Origin of the sequence: Bacillus sp. FSL K6-1006 (genome assembly GCF_038593175.1) — a bacterium.
GTDB lineage: Bacteria > Bacillota > Bacilli > Bacillales > Bacillaceae > Bacillus > Bacillus safensis.
Window position 1 is genome coordinate 1986466 of record NZ_CP151970.1, and the last position, 16255, is coordinate 2002720.

At 41.0% G+C, this 16255-nt stretch carries 21 protein-coding genes; 5 read left to right on the top strand and 16 right to left on the bottom strand.

Annotated features, from left to right (window positions below):
• The first annotated feature begins 23 nt into the window (after positions 1–23).
• From NSS65_RS10105 to NSS65_RS10115, 3 genes are all read left to right on the top strand, one after another.
• Entirely contained in the window at positions 24–455 is a 432-nt protein-coding gene (locus NSS65_RS10105; RefSeq protein WP_007500780.1) for a MarR family transcriptional regulator, read from the top strand.
• Between the two features lie 54 nt (positions 456–509).
• The gene (locus tag NSS65_RS10110) at positions 510–770 is read left to right on the top strand and encodes a hypothetical protein (protein WP_024422721.1); all 261 of its coding nucleotides are present in this window, start codon (positions 510–512) and stop codon (positions 768–770) included.
• Between the two features lie 69 nt (positions 771–839).
• A complete protein-coding gene (locus tag NSS65_RS10115; protein ID WP_227001665.1) occupies positions 840–1556 on the top strand; it encodes a DUF4397 domain-containing protein in 717 nt (238 codons plus the stop codon).
• Between the two features lie 32 nt (positions 1557–1588).
• On the opposite strand, the gene ypmT is transcribed toward NSS65_RS10115, so the two are convergent.
• The 7 genes from ypmT to ilvA all read right to left on the bottom strand — a co-directional run bounded on the left by ypmT (position 1589) and on the right by ilvA (position 6419).
• Positions 1589–1786 (bottom strand): protein YpmT, encoded by a 198-nt coding sequence (gene ypmT / locus NSS65_RS10120; protein ID WP_024422723.1) that lies wholly within the window; start codon positions 1784–1786, stop codon positions 1589–1591.
• Positions 1787–1810: 24 nt separating this feature from the next.
• Positions 1811–2377, bottom strand: coding sequence for a YpmS family protein (locus NSS65_RS10125; RefSeq protein WP_024422724.1), 567 nt, complete (start codon positions 2375–2377; stop codon positions 1811–1813).
• 10 nt (positions 2378–2387) lie between these two features.
• A complete protein-coding gene (locus NSS65_RS10130) occupies positions 2388–3149 on the bottom strand; it encodes an SGNH/GDSL hydrolase family protein (protein ID WP_024428150.1) in 762 nt (253 codons plus the stop codon).
• Between the two features lie 69 nt (positions 3150–3218).
• A complete protein-coding gene (locus tag NSS65_RS10135) occupies positions 3219–3773 on the bottom strand; it encodes an SCO family protein (protein ID WP_227001735.1) in 555 nt (184 codons plus the stop codon).
• A 59-nt stretch (positions 3774–3832) separates the two neighbouring features.
• Positions 3833–4675, bottom strand: coding sequence for a DegV family protein (locus NSS65_RS10140; protein WP_024422727.1), 843 nt, complete (start codon positions 4673–4675; stop codon positions 3833–3835).
• 187 nt (positions 4676–4862) lie between these two features.
• Entirely contained in the window at positions 4863–5114 is a 252-nt protein-coding gene (locus NSS65_RS10145) for a YpmP family protein (protein WP_326134793.1), read from the bottom strand.
• Between the two features lie 36 nt (positions 5115–5150).
• A complete protein-coding gene (ilvA, locus tag NSS65_RS10150) occupies positions 5151–6419 on the bottom strand; it encodes a threonine ammonia-lyase IlvA (RefSeq protein WP_024428146.1) in 1269 nt (422 codons plus the stop codon).
• A 181-nt stretch (positions 6420–6600) separates the two neighbouring features.
• Here ilvA and NSS65_RS10155 point away from each other — a divergent pair, with 181 nt between their 5' ends.
• A complete protein-coding gene (locus NSS65_RS10155) occupies positions 6601–7569 on the top strand; it encodes a sigma 54-interacting transcriptional regulator (RefSeq protein ID WP_024428145.1) in 969 nt (322 codons plus the stop codon).
• 14 nt (positions 7570–7583) lie between these two features.
• Entirely contained in the window at positions 7584–8222 is a 639-nt protein-coding gene (locus NSS65_RS10160) for a hemolysin III family protein (protein WP_024428144.1), read from the top strand.
• A gap of 41 nt (positions 8223–8263) precedes the next feature.
• Here NSS65_RS10160 and NSS65_RS10165 read toward each other — a convergent pair whose 3' ends face one another.
• The 9 genes from NSS65_RS10165 to NSS65_RS10205 all read right to left on the bottom strand — a co-directional run bounded on the left by NSS65_RS10165 (position 8264) and on the right by NSS65_RS10205 (position 16240).
• Positions 8264–8887, bottom strand: a complete 624-nt coding sequence (locus tag NSS65_RS10165) for a hypothetical protein (RefSeq protein ID WP_024428143.1) — start codon at positions 8885–8887, stop codon at positions 8264–8266.
• Positions 8888–8906: 19 nt separating this feature from the next.
• The gene (gene folA, locus NSS65_RS10170) at positions 8907–9392 is read right to left on the bottom strand and encodes a type 3 dihydrofolate reductase (RefSeq protein WP_024428142.1); all 486 of its coding nucleotides are present in this window, start codon (positions 9390–9392) and stop codon (positions 8907–8909) included.
• Complete coding sequence (locus NSS65_RS10175; protein ID WP_024428141.1) at positions 9389–10183, bottom strand: thymidylate synthase; 795 nt, start codon at positions 10181–10183, stop codon at positions 9389–9391. The genes folA and NSS65_RS10175 overlap by 4 nt, the downstream gene beginning before the upstream one ends.
• Positions 10184–10286: 103 nt before the next feature.
• Positions 10287–10814: a phosphatidylglycerophosphatase A gene (locus tag NSS65_RS10180; RefSeq protein ID WP_024428140.1), complete on the bottom strand. Its 528-nt coding sequence runs from the start codon at positions 10812–10814 to the stop codon at positions 10287–10289.
• A gap of 18 nt (positions 10815–10832) precedes the next feature.
• Complete coding sequence (locus NSS65_RS10185) at positions 10833–11450, bottom strand: YpjP family protein (RefSeq protein ID WP_326134794.1); 618 nt, start codon at positions 11448–11450, stop codon at positions 10833–10835.
• Between the two features lie 298 nt (positions 11451–11748).
• Positions 11749–12537 (bottom strand): class I SAM-dependent methyltransferase, encoded by a 789-nt coding sequence (locus tag NSS65_RS10190; RefSeq protein ID WP_211043327.1) that lies wholly within the window; start codon positions 12535–12537, stop codon positions 11749–11751.
• A gap of 66 nt (positions 12538–12603) precedes the next feature.
• Entirely contained in the window at positions 12604–13038 is a 435-nt protein-coding gene (locus NSS65_RS10195) for a BrxA/BrxB family bacilliredoxin (RefSeq protein WP_024422738.1), read from the bottom strand.
• A gap of 81 nt (positions 13039–13119) precedes the next feature.
• Entirely contained in the window at positions 13120–14796 is a 1677-nt protein-coding gene (gene ilvD, locus NSS65_RS10200) for a dihydroxy-acid dehydratase (protein WP_024422739.1), read from the bottom strand.
• Between the two features lie 307 nt (positions 14797–15103).
• Positions 15104–16240, bottom strand: coding sequence for a conserved virulence factor C family protein (locus NSS65_RS10205; protein ID WP_065214714.1), 1137 nt, complete (start codon positions 16238–16240; stop codon positions 15104–15106).
• Between the last annotated feature and the right edge of the window lie 15 nt (positions 16241–16255).

Below are 16255 nucleotides of genomic sequence, written 5' to 3' on the forward strand. Positions count from 1 at the left end.
AAAATATAATGGGGGTTTAATGATTGGAACAAAGAAAACAAATGATGTACGAAATGGACACTTTACTGAGAACCGTATTTAAGCAGATCCGTTATGAAATTAACAGCCTGCTCGAAAACGAATTATCTCGGAATGAATTTCTTATTTTAAATCTGCTCCGTGAGCAAGGTGCAAAAAAAGTAACGGAATTCGCTTCCATTCTTGGAGTGTCAGCAAGTCATATTACCGCTGTGACTGACACACTCGTAGAAAAAGGCTGGATCACCCGTATCCGCTCAAAAGAGGACCGCCGCATCATCAAAATCCACTTAACCGATAAGGGTAAGGAAATTACTGAGCATTTTGAGAAAAAGAAAACCGAATACTTTATGGAGCGATTTGAATCATTTGATGACGAAGAACTAAAAACAATGATCAAATTATTTAAAAAGCTGGATAAAAGTCAAAAGGATTAAGCATAGATTTTAGCGCTCAGGACATGCTACGGATAAAAAGAGGTGGAACAAACCATGACAAGCCCTTATCTTTGTCCAAACTGTAAAACAAACAGAACGCGCTTTAATCTCATTGAGCAGCTTTCAGAACCTGTAAAGCTTGATCCAGCAACAGGAGCAGTTGTTGAAAGATACGAAGGAGAACAGCTGTCTCCTTTTCACTTGAGCTATCAAGGTCCTCAAATGAAAGTCCAGTGCGGTGTTTGTGGTTTAATTGAGGATGAAAAAACGTTCATTAAACTAGCTGAATATCATCAATATTCTTCTCCTTCTTAACATGCCGGCCTGACGGAAAACGTCAGGCTTTTTTCTATGCTTCTTTTGCCTATACAGATCGTCTTTTTCATGCATACGCTACAAAAAACACCATTGCATGAGAAAGAAGGGATTGATGACATGCAGCAGCTCTTTTATCATGACTTTCCATATCGGCCATTCGCTGACACCTACGAGCATCTTCAAAGCAGCCCTTCATCAAAAGCCTTTATTCGATTATTTCACGCTGCACCAGATCTCAGTGAGCTCGCTGTTTATGTGAACCGGAAGCAGATAATGAAACCAATGCCTTACAGCCATTTGACCGCTTATATGGAGTGGGATGAGGGAATGTATGAAATAGAAGTGTTCAAACTGGCTACAAATGAGAGAATTCTTCATTCCCGCATTCGATTTAAGAGCGGCGAGGTCTACACATTATGTATCACAGGTGCCCGTGCAGGCTTTGCACTCTTGACTGAGCAGCAGGCTACTTTGATCAAGCAAGATGACCTGTCAGCACTTACATTTGTACAGCTGTCTCCGGACCTTCCTTCTATAGATATATACGAACGAGACCATGGGGTTATATCGAAGGAGCTTGATTATGTAAACAGCACCCACATTCATCATTTCTCCCCGAACAAATATCATTTTGAATTGAAAGCCGCCGGCACTCAAAGTGTACTGCTTGATATCCCAAAAGTTCATCTGCAAACAAAGCGTGCATACCTGATTCTGCTTCATGGTTTTGCTAACGGAGATCCTGAACTTATGGCAAAGGTGGTCTTGTCTCGGCAATTATAAAAAAGAGCCTTTCCTAAAGTGGAAAAGGCTCCTTACGAGACATCTTCAGCTTTTTCTTGCTTTTGAAAATCAAAAGCAAGAATCATCGTGCCTAGAAATAATGCACAGTAGGCAATATTTAAGTAAAACTGATCGATATTTTCTGCTTTTAAAGCATTGGCAGCTGTTATGCCAAAGTACGCAGCAAATAAAAACGACAGTAAACTAAAATATTGATAGACTCGCTTCATGATTTCACTCCTGACTCACACGTTCTATTGCTTTGGATGATAATATGAGAATTCAATTTCATCGTTCTGCAGATCAATTTTATTTGCTTTCACATACATATCATTCGTCAGCGGCATTTCTGAAAGACGCACTTCAACCGTTTTTTGATCCGGTTTTACATGAACGAACTCTGGCAGCTCATAGAACTGACCCATGTAGCTTAAAACAAAACTAATCGGAATGCTCAATTGTCCAATTGAAAAGTCATCCACTTTCAAAAGCACATCACCATTATCTTCAACAGTTGGCGTAAATGAGACGTTTGCATCAATCGTTGAAGAGAAAGCTTTAATTGCGCCTGTTACTTTCACATCTTGATCGATTGCTACATGAAAGTCTGGCATATCATTTGATCCTTGATTTTTCAAATAATCATTCACAAAGCTGGTGAGTGATTCCTTTGAGCTGGATATATTAAAAGCATATTCGCTTTTCACTTCTTTGGTTGAAGCGGATTGACCGCCTGGCAGCAGCATCAAAATACCGCAGCCAATCACAATCAATAGATTGATTGCAAGTAAAATAAAAAATAAGCTTTTCCATTTTTTCATCTGTTTCACCCTATTCCTTCGGCAGTCCTTCTTTTTTCACTTCGGAGAATAAACGATTTGCCATAAGAGAGTACCCCTTTTGGTTTGGGTGGAAATCATCTTCTGCCAGTAATTTTTCATCAGAACCTTCTTCAAATAAATCTGCTACATTGATCATATCCGCATTGCCGTCTTTTTTGAGTTCCTTTTTGGCAGCGGCATTCCAGTCTTGAACGACTTCATCAATATCTCGCAGCTCAGACAAACTGAATTTAAAAGGATTGTACATGCTGACATACATGATTTTCGCATGGTCATTCTGTTCTCTCAGTTGAGCAAGAATGGTTTTAAAGCGCTCTTCAAAAGGACCTTGCTCTTTTTGAAAAGGAGCAAACGTCAAATTAAGCACATTTTGACGGACAACATGCATGAGATCATTCCCGCCGATCGTAAAGAAAATATAGTCAGCGTCTTTCAGTCCGTCCTGCACCTTTTTTTCTTTTAATCTTTTTAATAAATCTACTGTTCTACTGCCTTTAATGGCATAGTTTTTTAATGTGACAGACTGCACGCCGTCCACTGCTTCTATCTTGTCACGGGTTATGCCTGCATAGCCTTTTTTATCTTGATCTCCGATTCCTTCTGTTAAGGAATCTCCAACCGCTGCGATGGTAATATGTTCTTTTACTTTTGGTGTGTCTTCTAGTTTATCCTTTATGCCAGCCTCTTGCGCGGAACATGCAGAAAGAACAAAAGCTAGAGACATCACAATCAAAATCAAACGAGCCTTCAAACGATGATGTCCCTCCTTTTTCTGATTAAAAAAGTGTATCATGTTTTCGCCCATTTGAACATCCTTATGCTAGCTTCGGTTCAGCGTTTTGATGTCCTTGATGATATCATCATAAGGTGTGTTTTGCACGCCATCATAATTTTTCATCACTTTCCCATCTTGATTGACAAGAAAAAACAGAGACTGATGAATCACTTGGTCTTCATCTTCAGGTTTTTTTACAATGGTTTTAAAGCTTTTCATTGCGAATTTTTCAATTTCTGACTGTGAATACCCAGTGAGAAAATCCCAATTTTTAAAGGACAATGGATAGGCTTTTGCAAATTCCTTTAGCTTTTTCGGTGAATCGACCTCTGGGTCCACGCTAAAGGAAATGATATGCGCATCCAATTTTTCTTCTTTTAACCGTTTTTGCAGCTCTGTCATATGAGCAGTCATCGGCGGACAAATCGTTTCACAGCTTGTGAAAATAAAATCAGCTACCCATACTTTCCCCTTCAAATCATCCAATGACACCTTTTGGCCATCTTGGTTTTCAAACTCAAACGGCTCTATTTGATAATTTAAAGCATCCTTGATTTGCCCATTTGAACATGAGACTAAAAGAAGCACGCTTATCGTCATAAGCGCACCAAGTAAGGCTCCCCTTTTTCTATACATGATATGTCCATCCCCTTTTTCTATCAATCGGTATAAAAAGTAAAGCCTATTGCGCCCTTTCCGGTATGACAAGAAATAATCGGTGTTGTGTAGGCGATGTCAATCAGTGCTTCAGGTGTGTGGTCAAGTAGCGCTTTTTTTAGCTTTTCAGCGAGTTCTAATGCATCTGCATGTGCGATCCCAATGGCTTGAACTGTTTTTCCCTTCACCGCCTGTACATACTGTTTTGTCAGATGGCGGACAAGCGCAGAGTAGCTTCTCACATTCGCTTCTGGCGTATATACCCCGTCTGTCAAGCTGGCAATTGGTTTGATGTGAAGAAGTGAGCCGATCAGCGCCTTTCCTCTTCCGATTCTGCCGCCTTTGACGAGATTTTCTAATGTATCGATCGTGACATATAGCTTTGTTTGATGACGGATTTTATCTAATTCTGTGATAATATCTTCACGGCTTGCACCCTTTTTGGCTAGTTCTGCTGCTTTGATGACTTGAAATCCTAATCCATAGGAAATAAAATTCGAATCAATCACCGTGATATTTCCATCTACCATTTTCGAAGCGCTTTCAGCAGTTTGAACAGTACCGCTCATACCACCAGTTAAATGGATACTGATCACTTCGCTTCCATCTGCCGTCAGCTTTTCATATAATTCGACGAATTGACCGATCGCAGGTTGAGACGTTTTCGGCAGTTCCTCAGCAGCCTCCATTTTTTCAATAAATTCATCTGGCTGTATATTCACCCGGTCAATATAATCAACTCCAGAAATGGAGATATTGAGCGGAATCACGTGAATGGAAAGATCATTGATTTTTTCTTGCGGAAGGTCCACAGTTGAATCTGTTACAATTTTAATTTGTTTCACTATCGTCTCATCCTTGCTGTCTTAGTCTTTACTTATGATATTACCTTATTTCCTGCACACTTGAAAACAACTGACCTAACGTTTTTGAAATTGTCACATTTTCTTCTTGTCAAGAAAAAAATCCTTGCCAAACTGAGCAGCGGCCACTTCAAAATGGCTGCTTACCCCTTTTGACAAAGATTCCTGCTTACGCATTGTATTTCAGTGTAGGCTCCTGATAGATCTGTTCATATGTGCTCCACTTGACGTTACGTTTCACATCCTCTCTGAAAGAGTACACAGTTCTCTTTCCTTTAGATACATAGACTTTTTTCAAGAAAGCTTCAAGTCTAAATGTGAGCATGAAACGATACGTCTCATCTCCCTTTAGAACAGGGACTTCTGTTACCTTGATCTGAGCTCCATCCATCCGTCTAAAACATATTGTTTTGAGCAGCACAAACGATCAATCCTCTTTTCCAATTATCTGTTAAGCCTAAATAAATAGGTGGAATAAATCTTGATCTTTATTCACTTCAACATAGTGAAAGCCTTTTCTATCCATCCGCTCAATCAGCGCTGCATAGTCATCTCTTTCTTTCAATTCGATGCCGACTAGCGCAGGACCTTTGCTTCGGTTATTCTTTTTCGTATATTCAAAGCGTGAGATATCGTCATTTGGCCCTAACACTTCATCTAAAAATTCACGAAGCGCTCCTGCTCTTTGCGGAAAATTGACAATAAAGTAATGTTGAAGCCCTTCATAGATCATCGAGCGTTCTTTGATTTCCTGCATTCTGCCGATGTCATTATTTCCTCCACTGACAATACAGACAACATTTTTCCCTTTGATCTCCTCGCGATGAGCATCTAATGCTGCGATTGGCAATGCGCCTGCCGGTTCTGCTACAATCGCACATTGATTATACAGCTCTAAAATCGTTGTACACACTTTCCCTTCGGGTACAAGACTGATTTTATCGACAACAGACTGAAGCGATGTAAACGTCTTTTCGCCAATCCGCTGAACCGCTGCTCCGTCTACAAACTTATCAATCGAATCAAGTGTCACAACCTCGCCCTTCTCATGCGAGGCATGCAGTGAAGCTGCGCCAAGCGGTTCGACTGCAATGATTTCGGTTTCTGGTGAGATATTTTTGATATATGTACCAACACCAGATAACAGACCTCCACCTCCGACACTTGCAAATAAAAAGTGAGGCTCCACTTCGATATCATTTAAGATTTCGACAGCAGTCGTTCCTTGTCCTGCCATCACATCCAGATCATCAAACGGATGGATAAATTCGCGCTTCTCTTCATCTCCGCATTTTACGGCTTCATGATACGAATCATCAAACGTATCTCCGGTTAAGATAATTTCAACATATTCTTTTCCGAACAGCTCCACTTGTGATACTTTTTGCCTTGGCGTCGTAGCAGGCATAAAGATTTTCCCGTGGATGCCTAAATATTTACAAGAATAGGCAACACCCTGTGCGTGATTTCCTGCACTTGCACAGACAATGCCATTTTCTAGTTTATCTTTTGGAAGCTGGCTCATTTTATTAAAAGCGCCTCTTAATTTAAAGGAACGAACTACTTGAAGATCCTCTCTTTTTAAGTAGACATTACATTCATATCGTTCAGAAAGTCGCTCATTTTTTTGAAGTGGTGTATGAATGACTACATCCTTCAAATTTTGATGGGCTTTTAAGATGTCTTTCACTTGAATTAGCGTATTTTCTTTGAGCAACGGTTTCATGTACAAGATCCTTTCTCTTTAACCTTATTTAATTTGTCATTATAACATGAATATTCAAAAAATAAACCAATAGATCATGGATCCATCATAAATTTTATAAACTTTTTCGTTTTCCTGTACATTTGTTTTAATTGGGTGTTACAATTGAACCAATTAGAACCACAAAGAAAGGAATCACCCAATGGCCACTCAATCATTCGCATCTATCTATGGTGATCATCAAGATATCAAGCATGCAATTCATCTGGCAAAACAATTTTCGAAAAACGAACAGCCGGTCTTGATAACAGGAGACATCGGCACAGGCAAAACGCTATTCGCCCAAGAAATGGCGAACGTATCTGTTCCACACGCATCACTGACACACATGTATTGCCCCATCTTGAATGAAGAAACCTTACAGAAAGCCTTCATAGAAAAAAACAATCAAATTCTTTATTTAGATGAAATCGGTGCATTAAGTATTTCTATGCAGCACCAGGTCATTCACTTTCTAGAAACGTCACCTGCAACAAAAGTAATCGCTTCTTCGTCTTTATCAATAGAGGCACTCAGGGTTTCTTCTACCTTTTTACCCGAGCTGTTTTATCGTCTGAATGTTCTTCATTTGGCCCTTCCAGCTTTAGCCGAACGAAAAACAGATATTCCTGTGTTAACAAATGCTTTCTTTCAAAAGCTGAACATGGCACCTGATATTGATCCAAGTGTTTGGGAAGCCTTGCAGCAGTATCCATTTGAAGGAAATGTCCAAGAACTCAAAAATATTGTTCATTACGCTGCGTCCATACTCGAGGGCCACACGGTATTTTTACATCATTTACCGCCCTTTGTGTTAGCACCTCTTCCCTCAGCCGTGAAAGGTAAAAAGGAAGAACACCAGCTTACACTAATGGAAAAACAAGAATTTGTTTTCTTGCTGGAAGCCATTAAATCTCTCAATGAAAAAGGAGAAGCAGCCAGCAGGCGCATCTTATCTGAATTAAGCAAACAAGGAGATATCCCGCTGACCCCTCAGCAGGTGCGAAACCGCTTAGATGATCTTGAGAAAAAAGCATACGTGACGAAAGGAAAAGGCAGGGCCGGAACGAAGATTACACTTGAAGGTCTTTCATTCCTGAAGTCGCTTGATGGTTATATACCGGTTCAATAAAAGGAGGACATCCATTGTTTACTGTAAAAGAAGAAATTGCAAACGCCATTACACATGGCATTGGTGTTATTTTATCCATCCCAGCCATTGTGTTTCTCGTCTTATTCGCTGTTCAATACGGCACTGTCACAGACATTATCAGCTTTTCGATATTTGGTGCATCCATGCTGCTGCTTTATTTAAGCTCAACCCTGCTTCATAGCATTCGGCACAAAAAAACAAAAGATATTTTTGAAATCCTCGACCACTCGGCTATTTATGTATTGATTGCTGGTACATATACACCCTTTTTACTTGGACCACTAAAAGGTGCACTCGGCTATACGCTCCTTGCCATTGTATGGGCGCTTGCTGCTGGTGGGATTGTCTTTAAAATCTTTTTCGTCAAACGCTTTATTATCGTATCTACCCTTGTCTATTTATTAATGGGCTGGATGATCATCATCGCCATCAAACCGCTTTATATCCAATTAACAGGTGCAGGATTTGGCCTCTTACTGTTAGGCGGCATATTATATTCAGTCGGAACCATCTTTTATATTTGGCGGAAAATTCCCTATCATCATGCGATTTGGCACAGCTTTGTTCTTGGCGGCAGCGCATCGATGTTCTTCTGTATTTTATTCTATTGCGTAAACATTCCTGCTGCATAGAATGAAAAAACCAGCATCCACTATTCGGATGCTGGTTTTTTCTATGCACGTTTTTGTGCGTAATCACTGATCATGACAGGAGCTTTAATATGAATATCGACATTAACAGGACGCAGTCTTTTCACGATCTTCCCAGTTAAAAGACGATCCGTTCCGCTAGTTTCAATTGGTACAAGCGGACAATCGTATTCTTCAGCAAGCGCCTCTGCAATATGACGATACGCTTCTGAAAGCAATAGACTCTGCCCAGACACGATTCTTTCCTTTGCTTCTTCTAATAAGACCTCATCCGTTTGATTCTGATGGATAACCGCCATTTTTTTGAGCCATTGTTTTAAAATCGGATACCGAAAGAGCTTCGGCTTTGCCATGAAAGCAAATGGCTTCTCAAGGTGGCCGATCAATAATGTCGTTGTGACTGGATTCAGCTCTTTTGTGACATAAATAACCGGGCCATCTGGCAGCTTCTTTTGCTGATGAATGGTCATGACTGATCCTGATTGATCAATACATCCCCGGGAAAACCTTTTTACATGCTCATGAATGAGATGCATTCGTTTCGTATAGGAAATGCGTGGATCCGTTAATTCATGATCGTACAAATGCCTCATACTTTTTAAAAAGGATACAACAACATAAATCGTTAAAAACCAATAACGAAACAACCGTACTCCTCCTACTCACTTATCCTTTTTTGTCATATACGACAAATTCATAATTGTAGGGGTTCTTTTCGTCACGATGGCCTTTTTCGCGTGATACAATCGTCCATTCATCTTCATTGTAATACGGGAAATAGCGGTCTCCTTCAAACGCATGGTGAATGTGCGTGATATAGAGACGATCAGCATATGGCATCATTTCTTCATACAGCTTAGACCCGCCAATGATAAATAGCTCTGTCTCGCTTTCCCCAATTGCCAAAATATCAGCAATTGAATGAACAACCTCGCATCCTTCTGCTTTAAAAGAAGAACTTGTGGTCAGCACAATATTTCGGCGGTTAGGCAGCGCTCGTCCAATGGATTCAAAGGTTTTTCTGCCCATGACAATCGTGTGACCGCCTGTGACTTTTTTAAAATACGCTAAATCTGCTGGTAAATGCCAAGGCATTTGATTATCTAGACCAATGACTCTGTCTTCTCCTGTCGCCGCAATCATGGAAATCATACACTGACTTCTCCTTTTATATGCGGATGCGGATCATAGTTCTCAAGCACAAAATCATCAAACGTAAAATCAAAAATGCTCTTTACATCTCTTGTAATACGAAGCGTAGGAAGCGTGCGTTCCTCGCGCTCTAGCTGCATTTTCACCTGTGGAAGATGATTTTGATAAATATGAGCATCTCCGAGTGTGTGAATAAACTCTCCTGGCTCAAGATTTGTGACTTTGGCAATCATCATCGTTAGAAGGGCATATGAAGCAATATTAAATGGCACGCCTAAAAAGATATCTGCCGATCTTTGATATAGCTGGCAGGAAAGCTTCCCGTTTGATACGTAAAATTGAAATAGACAATGACAAGGAGGCAGCGCCATTTGATCAATTTCCCCCGGGTTCCAAGCGCTGACGATCAGTCGTCTTGAATTCGGGTTGTGCTCAATATCATGAATCAGCTTTGTGATCTGATCCACTGTCTCGCCGTCTCCGCTCGCCCATGATCTCCACTGTGCACCGTATACACGGCCCAGCTCTCCATTTTCATCTGCCCATTCGTTCCAAATGCGGACACCATTTTCTTGAAGATATTTGACATTTGTATCACCTTTTAAAAACCAAAGCAACTCATGAATGATCGATTTCAGGTGTAATTTCTTTGTGGTTAAAAGAGGAAATCCTTCCTGTAAATCAAATCTCATCTGGTAACCGAACGTGCTGATTGTACCTGTACCCGTTCTGTCACCTTTTTCATCCCCGTGCTGTAATACATGACGGCATAACTCTTTGTATTGTTTCATTTTTTTCATCCTTTATTTATGTTCTTGTTGTAGTTTACCTTATTTCGGCTTTTCTTGAAACCAAAAAAACATGCCTGCATGATGAGCAGACATGTTTTTCTTTTTATGCTTGATTCACTCGTTCCTGCTCTTCATCCTTAATATCTTGGTGTGAGTGAGCAATGCGGCTTGCAGCTGCTGCGGCAAGTGCAGCGACTAGGTCATCAAGGAAAGTATGCACTTCACCTGGACGGCCTTCATCTAATTCACGAATAATACCAAATTTCTCTTTATCTAAATAACCGAAGTTGGTCAAACCGATTGATCCATATACATTGACAATGGAAAGCGGAATAATCTCATCAATTCCATATAGCGGCTCATCTGTTTCAACTAAGTGCTGTAAAGGTTCTGGCAAGAGCTTTTTTTCTGCCAGCTGATCAAGGGCAAGTCCTGTTAAAACTGCATGGACAATTTCTCTTTTATTCAGCACTTTTTCAACATTTTCAATACAGACACTAAGTGGAAGGTTTGGATGATATTTTTCTTGGAGCTTCAGCACAATGTGTGCGATATCTTCAATTTTCACTCCGCGATCATTTAACATTTGTTTTGTAATCTGCACCATTTCGTTCATTGTATATTTTTTCAATTGGCATGACATCTCCTTCTAGTGGCTCATCCAGCTCGGCGGGGTGTTTTTGTCCCAGTAAATATTACCGAGTTCGTGATGCGTCTGGAATCCATCTTCTGCTGTATGGTAATGAAAGTTAAACCAATATCCGCTGTGAGGCGGCTGATCTCTTCTGACATGAAAACGGAGCAAATCTTTTCCGGTCTTGCGGTTGTAAATGTGGAAGATTTTTTCGCCATTTCCGCTTGAAGGCTGATCAGTTAAAACAACATCTTGAAATTTTTCGTCATCTTTGAAATTTGTTAAATAGTCAGTTAACACTTGTTCAATCTTCGGCTGAATCTCTTCTCTGTACTCGTCCTCAATGACAGGTGTGATTTTACGGCCAAATTTGAGAAAGGATTGATTTTCTGCACTTGACAGCACCTCTTGCTTATATTGCTCAAAGGGATCTAACTGTTCTTTGCTTTCCTCTTGCGTTAGTTCCCAGCTGCGCATTTCATCTGATGTATCATAAACAGCTGTATAAGGCGTTTTATCAGATGAAGAAAGTTCAGAGGGCTTGTCTGTCATCAAAGCCGACGGAGGAGAGACTAAACCAAAAGTTGCAATTGTAAAGAGCGCAACAAGCGTTTTTCTCATCCACATCTTCATGATATCTAATTCCTTCCATAAGTTATCATACTGCTATTCTAGCATATAATGAATTTTCAGTCATTCAATTTGGTCACCGATTTGAGACTTTCTTTTTCATAATAAAACGTTTACAATGGCAGTAATGACGACTAAAATTTGGGAGGAATGGGTATGCTTGAAGGGTTTTTTATTACGGCTTCCTTGCTGACATTATTTTATTTTGTCTATATGGAGATTACAGATTAAAAGCCCTGAATAAGGGCTTTTTTAGATGATTGACAAGGAATTAAAAAGAATTGTCTGCACACCTGAACCTTTAGCGAGGGCTTTTTTCTTTCTCAATATATCCATAATGAAATTGGGCTGTTTTTCGTTTTAAAACGTGAAATTGATAGGAGTCTGCTAGAAATCGGGTGCTTTTCCAATGATCTTTTAAAACCACTCTTTTTCTCGCCACTCTCAGCGCTTCTTGGACGGCTGTTTCGTGGTCAAAGTGGTGCTCTGCCGCATGACGGAGCGGTGCGATACTTGAAGATTCTTGAATCGTCTCCTCAAACATCGGATCAAAATAGACGACATCAAATGATTCATCAGAGAGCTTTTTTAGATGCTCGATACTGTCTCCACTTACAACAGATATCCGGTTCATCGCTTCATCTGCCTCTCTTACCCCTGTCTCCCATGTGTTTAGTCCTTCTCGCACTAGCAATGCTGTCATCGGACTCTTTTCGATACCGACGACCCTTCCATTCGCACCTACTCGCAGGCTTGCTGTAATGGCATCTGATCCTAGGCCAAGCGTACAATCTAAAAAGGAATCGCCCGGCTGAAGCTGCGTGGCTTCGATTAAAGGATCCTTTTCCCCGCGCATGAGCCGCTTCACCCTGAACATCGCTGAGCTTGGATGGAAGAAGAACTTTTCACCATTTGGCTGATACCATTCAAATCTTTCTTTCCCCACAACAAGGACATCTCCTCGTTTCATCGCAAGCTGCTTGACGGATTGTTTGCGCCTTTCTACATACTCACCATGTAAATCCTCTGCAAGGGCTTTTGCTGTTTCAATTGTTTGTTCATTTGCTCTAAAGCTTGTTGTGATAAGCATGCGGTTCCTCCATCATGATCAAGAAAAAATGCCCTGACTTGATCACAGGACATTTCAACATGTGTATTAGCAATGTTTTTCAAATGCAGATAAGACGTTGTTCATGATGTCTTCCATTTCATGACCTTCAATCTCGTCACGCGGAATAAAATGAACGAGTTCATTTCCTTTTAAAAGTGCCATAGATGGAGACGATGGCTCTTCGCCTGTGAAGTATTCTCTCATTTTTGCCGTTGCTTCCCTGTCCTGACCAGCAAAAACTGTGACAATTCGATCTGGAGTTTTTTCTGCCTTCATCACAGCTTGAGTAGCAGCTGGGCGTGCTAAGCCGGCAGCGCACCCGCATACAGAATTAACAACTACAAATGTCGTTCCTTCTGCTTCTTGCATCGTTTGTTCTACTTCTTCTTCCGTTGTTAGTTCTTGAAATCCTGCACTTGTCAGCTCTTGACGCATCGGTACAACGAGCTGGCGCATGTATTCTTCATATGCCATTGACATAAAAAAGCCCCCTCTATAATCCTTATGTTGTGAATAAAGGATACTATAGAGAGAGCCAATTTTCAAATGTTCGATATCAGATTAAATTTTCATGATTCCGCCTGTATTGGCTGATGTCACAAGTTTTGAATATCTAGCAAGATAACCCGTTTTTACTTTTGGCTCAAAGCCTTTCCAGTTTGCTTTTCTTCTTTCCCATTCTTCCTCTGGAACATCTACGCTTAAAATGCGCTGTTCGATATCGACAACGACATGGTCACCATTTTCAACAAATGCAAGCGGGCCGCCCTCAGCTGCCTCTGGAGAGACGTGCCCAATAGACAATCCGCGAGAAGCGCCGGAAAAACGTCCGTCTGTAATTAAAGCAACCTTTGGTCCAAGTCCCATGCCGACGATTTGTGAAGTAGGTGCAAGCATTTCAGGCATGCCAGGTCCGCCTTTAGGTCCTTCGTAGCGAATGATGACAACATGTCCTGCTTCTACTTTTCTATTAATGATACCTTCAAGGGCTTCTTCCTGGGATTCAAATACGATCGCAGGCCCCTCGTGGCGTGTGATCCCGTCTTGTACCCCGCCCGTTTTAATGATGGCTCCATCTGGCGCAAGGTTTCCAAATAAAACGGCTAAGCCGCCTTTTTCAGTAAATGGCTTGTCAATTGGATAAATGACGTTATAATCTTTTACCTCATGCCCCGCAATGTTCTCGCCAAGCGTTTTCGCAGTGACAGTCATTGTATCTAAATGAAGAGCTCCTTCTTTTTTAGACAATTCATTTAGTGCCGCTGTAACACCGCCTGCTTCATGTAAATCCTCAATATAAACGTCTGAAGCTGGAGCAAGTTTTGATAAATGAGGAACACGTTCTGCTACTTCATTGATACGTTCAAGTGAATATTCAACACCTGCTTCATTCGCAATTGCCAATGTGTGAAGAACGGTATTGGTTGAACCACCAAGTGCCATATCTAATGCAAATGCATTATCAATTGCTTTTTCAGTGACAATATCCCGTGGTTTAATATCTTTTTTGATGAGCTCCATGAGTTGTTTTGCAGACTTCTTCGCAAATTCTCTTCGTTCTGGTGATGTCGCCAAAATCGTTCCATTTCCAGGAAGAGCGATCCCGAGTGCTTCCGCTAAACAGTTCATTGAGTTAGCTGTAAACATACCTGAACAAGATCCGCAGGTTGGACAGCCAAACTGCTCTAATTCATTTAACTCCTCTTCATTGATTTTACCTGACTGGTATGCACCAACGCCTTCAAATACAGAAGAAAGAGAAATTTTTCTGCCGTCACTTGTTCTACCCGCTTCCATCGGTCCCCCGCTCACAAAGACAGTCGGGATATTCACGCGCATCGCTGCCATCATCATTCCTGGTGTGATTTTATCGCAGTTAGGAATACAAACCATTCCATCAAACCAATGAGCAGATACAACGGTTTCTACAGAGTCCGCAATGATTTCACGGCTTGGCAATGAATATCTCATCCCGATATGACCCATGGCAATTCCATCATCGACGCCAATCGTATTGAATTCAAATGGCACTCCGCCAGCTTCACGAATGGCTTCCTTCACAATCTTCCCGAATTCCTGAAGATGGACATGTCCTGGGACAATATCAATATAGGAATTACATACGGCAATAAATGGCTTGCCGAAATCCTCATCCTTTACCCCCGCCGCTCTTAGTAAGCTTCGGTGAGGTGCTCTGTCGATTCCTTGTTTAATCATGTTACTGCGTAGTTCTGCCATCTGTTTAAAAAGCCTCCTATACTACAAGTCTTGTTGACTGCATGATTTTGAGTTGATTTTATTTTACAAATTTTCTGTTTATTTAGCCACCTATGAATGACCGGTGACTAACATGGCTGCTGAAGCAAGCGCTCAGCAAGGTTCGTGTCATAAAATCTGACCTCCAATATTCTATATTGGTACTACTATATAGAGTTTTTTCGTATATTTCAACAATATTCAAAATAATTTTTCTAAAAAAATTTTTCTGTCTATCATTTTTAGAAAAACAAGCTGCTTTTCATTGGCAGCTTGTTCATCTTTCTCATCATTCTGATGCATTCTTTCTACTTTCTGTCATTTGCTTCCATACAGAGCCTTTTGCTTCTTCTCCATGCTCAATGCGCTCAATCGCCATTTTCACTTGAAGACTGACTTCAAACTCAGGGTCTTGCTCTGCTTCTTTTAATGCTTCAAGTGCCGTTTCGTCCCCTTCTTCGTAAAGAAACATAGCTGCACGCCAGCGGACGAGCTTACTCGGATCCTTTAATGCTGCGATCATGGCTTCGATAGCACTCGGGTCACCAAGGTCAGAAATACAGTCACCAGCCGTTCTGCGGACCGTCACTGTTTTGTCTTCGAGCCCTTTATATAAAATAGGCAGAATGGCAGGATCTTCAATCATGCCAGCATTCACAACGGCTTGTCTGCGAATAGACGTTTTGGGATCCTCCATTGCTTTCATTAAAACAGGTATATCCTTTAGCTCTGGCTGCATTTGCTCTAAATGGGCAAAACGTTTTTTCCAATCTTCCTCTTGCAGCATGTCTTCTGTTACATCATATGCCTTTCGGTTCACCTGTCTATCTACAGCTTCCTGTCCTTCTTTCACTGCCTCTGTTAAGCGGGCTAAACGCTCATCATCATAGGCTGCTTGCAGCTCCTCTGTGACTTCCTCACCGATATCAGCAAATTCTCCAAAACGAACGCCGTGTTCTTTCCACACACGTTCAAACACGACATTGTCTGAGCTGCTTCTAAGCTTTAAAATGGCTGCTTGAAAACGTTCAGGCATGCCAAACCGCTCTTCTCTTTCACCGTCTGACAGTTTGACCTGCATTGGAATCCCATTAAACATTTGGACAAACACTTTCACTTCACCAAATGTGTCATCGCCTGACTGCGATCCTTCCTGAAGACCTTCTGTTTCTTGTCCAAAGGCTTCTCTAACCTGTTGTAAAATACCCTGCCAGTCAAACTTTGCATTTCGCTCAACCGCTAAGAAATCTGCAACATGATAAACCCCTTTTACACCTTCAATGCTTAAAATACGCTTGATCATTTCTGGCGCTTCGTCTTTTTGATCCTTTTTGTAGTTGTTGCTTTTACCGCCAGCAAGTGCTTCTGTCAAAATTACCTTCATGGTATTCGGACTTGGCGTTGGTTCTATTGCTGTTATTTTCATTGATATATCCTCCTT

Excerpts from the sequence above, each read along its gene's own strand:
- NSS65_RS10110 (WP_024422721.1), top strand. The coding sequence starts at position 510 with ATGACAAGCCCTTATCTTTGTCCAAACTGTAAAACAAACAGAACGCGC.
- NSS65_RS10115 (WP_227001665.1), top strand. The coding sequence starts at position 840 with ATGCATACGCTACAAAAAACACCATTGCATGAGAAAGAAGGGATTGAT.
- ypmT (WP_024422723.1), bottom strand. The coding sequence starts at position 1,786 with ATGAAGCGAGTCTATCAATATTTTAGTTTACTGTCGTTTTTATTTGCT.
- NSS65_RS10125 (WP_024422724.1), bottom strand. The coding sequence starts at position 2,377 with ATGAAAAAATGGAAAAGCTTATTTTTTATTTTACTTGCAATCAATCTA.
- NSS65_RS10135 (WP_227001735.1), bottom strand. The coding sequence starts at position 3,773 with ATGACGATAAGCGTGCTTCTTTTAGTCTCATGTTCAAATGGGCAAATC.
- ilvA (WP_024428146.1), bottom strand. The coding sequence starts at position 6,419 with ATGAAACCGTTGCTCAAAGAAAATACGCTAATTCAAGTGAAAGACATC.
- NSS65_RS10155 (WP_024428145.1), top strand. The coding sequence starts at position 6,601 with ATGGCCACTCAATCATTCGCATCTATCTATGGTGATCATCAAGATATC.
- folA (WP_024428142.1), bottom strand. The coding sequence starts at position 9,392 with ATGATTTCCATGATTGCGGCGACAGGAGAAGACAGAGTCATTGGTCTA.
- NSS65_RS10175 (WP_024428141.1), bottom strand. The coding sequence starts at position 10,183 with ATGAAACAATACAAAGAGTTATGCCGTCATGTATTACAGCACGGGGAT.
- NSS65_RS10185 (WP_326134794.1), bottom strand. The coding sequence starts at position 11,450 with ATGAAGATGTGGATGAGAAAAACGCTTGTTGCGCTCTTTACAATTGCA.
- NSS65_RS10190 (WP_211043327.1), bottom strand. The coding sequence starts at position 12,537 with ATGCTTATCACAACAAGCTTTAGAGCAAATGAACAAACAATTGAAACA.
- NSS65_RS10195 (WP_024422738.1), bottom strand. The coding sequence starts at position 13,038 with ATGTCAATGGCATATGAAGAATACATGCGCCAGCTCGTTGTACCGATG.
- ilvD (WP_024422739.1), bottom strand. The coding sequence starts at position 14,796 with ATGGCAGAACTACGCAGTAACATGATTAAACAAGGAATCGACAGAGCA.
- NSS65_RS10205 (WP_065214714.1), bottom strand. The coding sequence starts at position 16,240 with ATGAAAATAACAGCAATAGAACCAACGCCAAGTCCGAATACCATGAAG.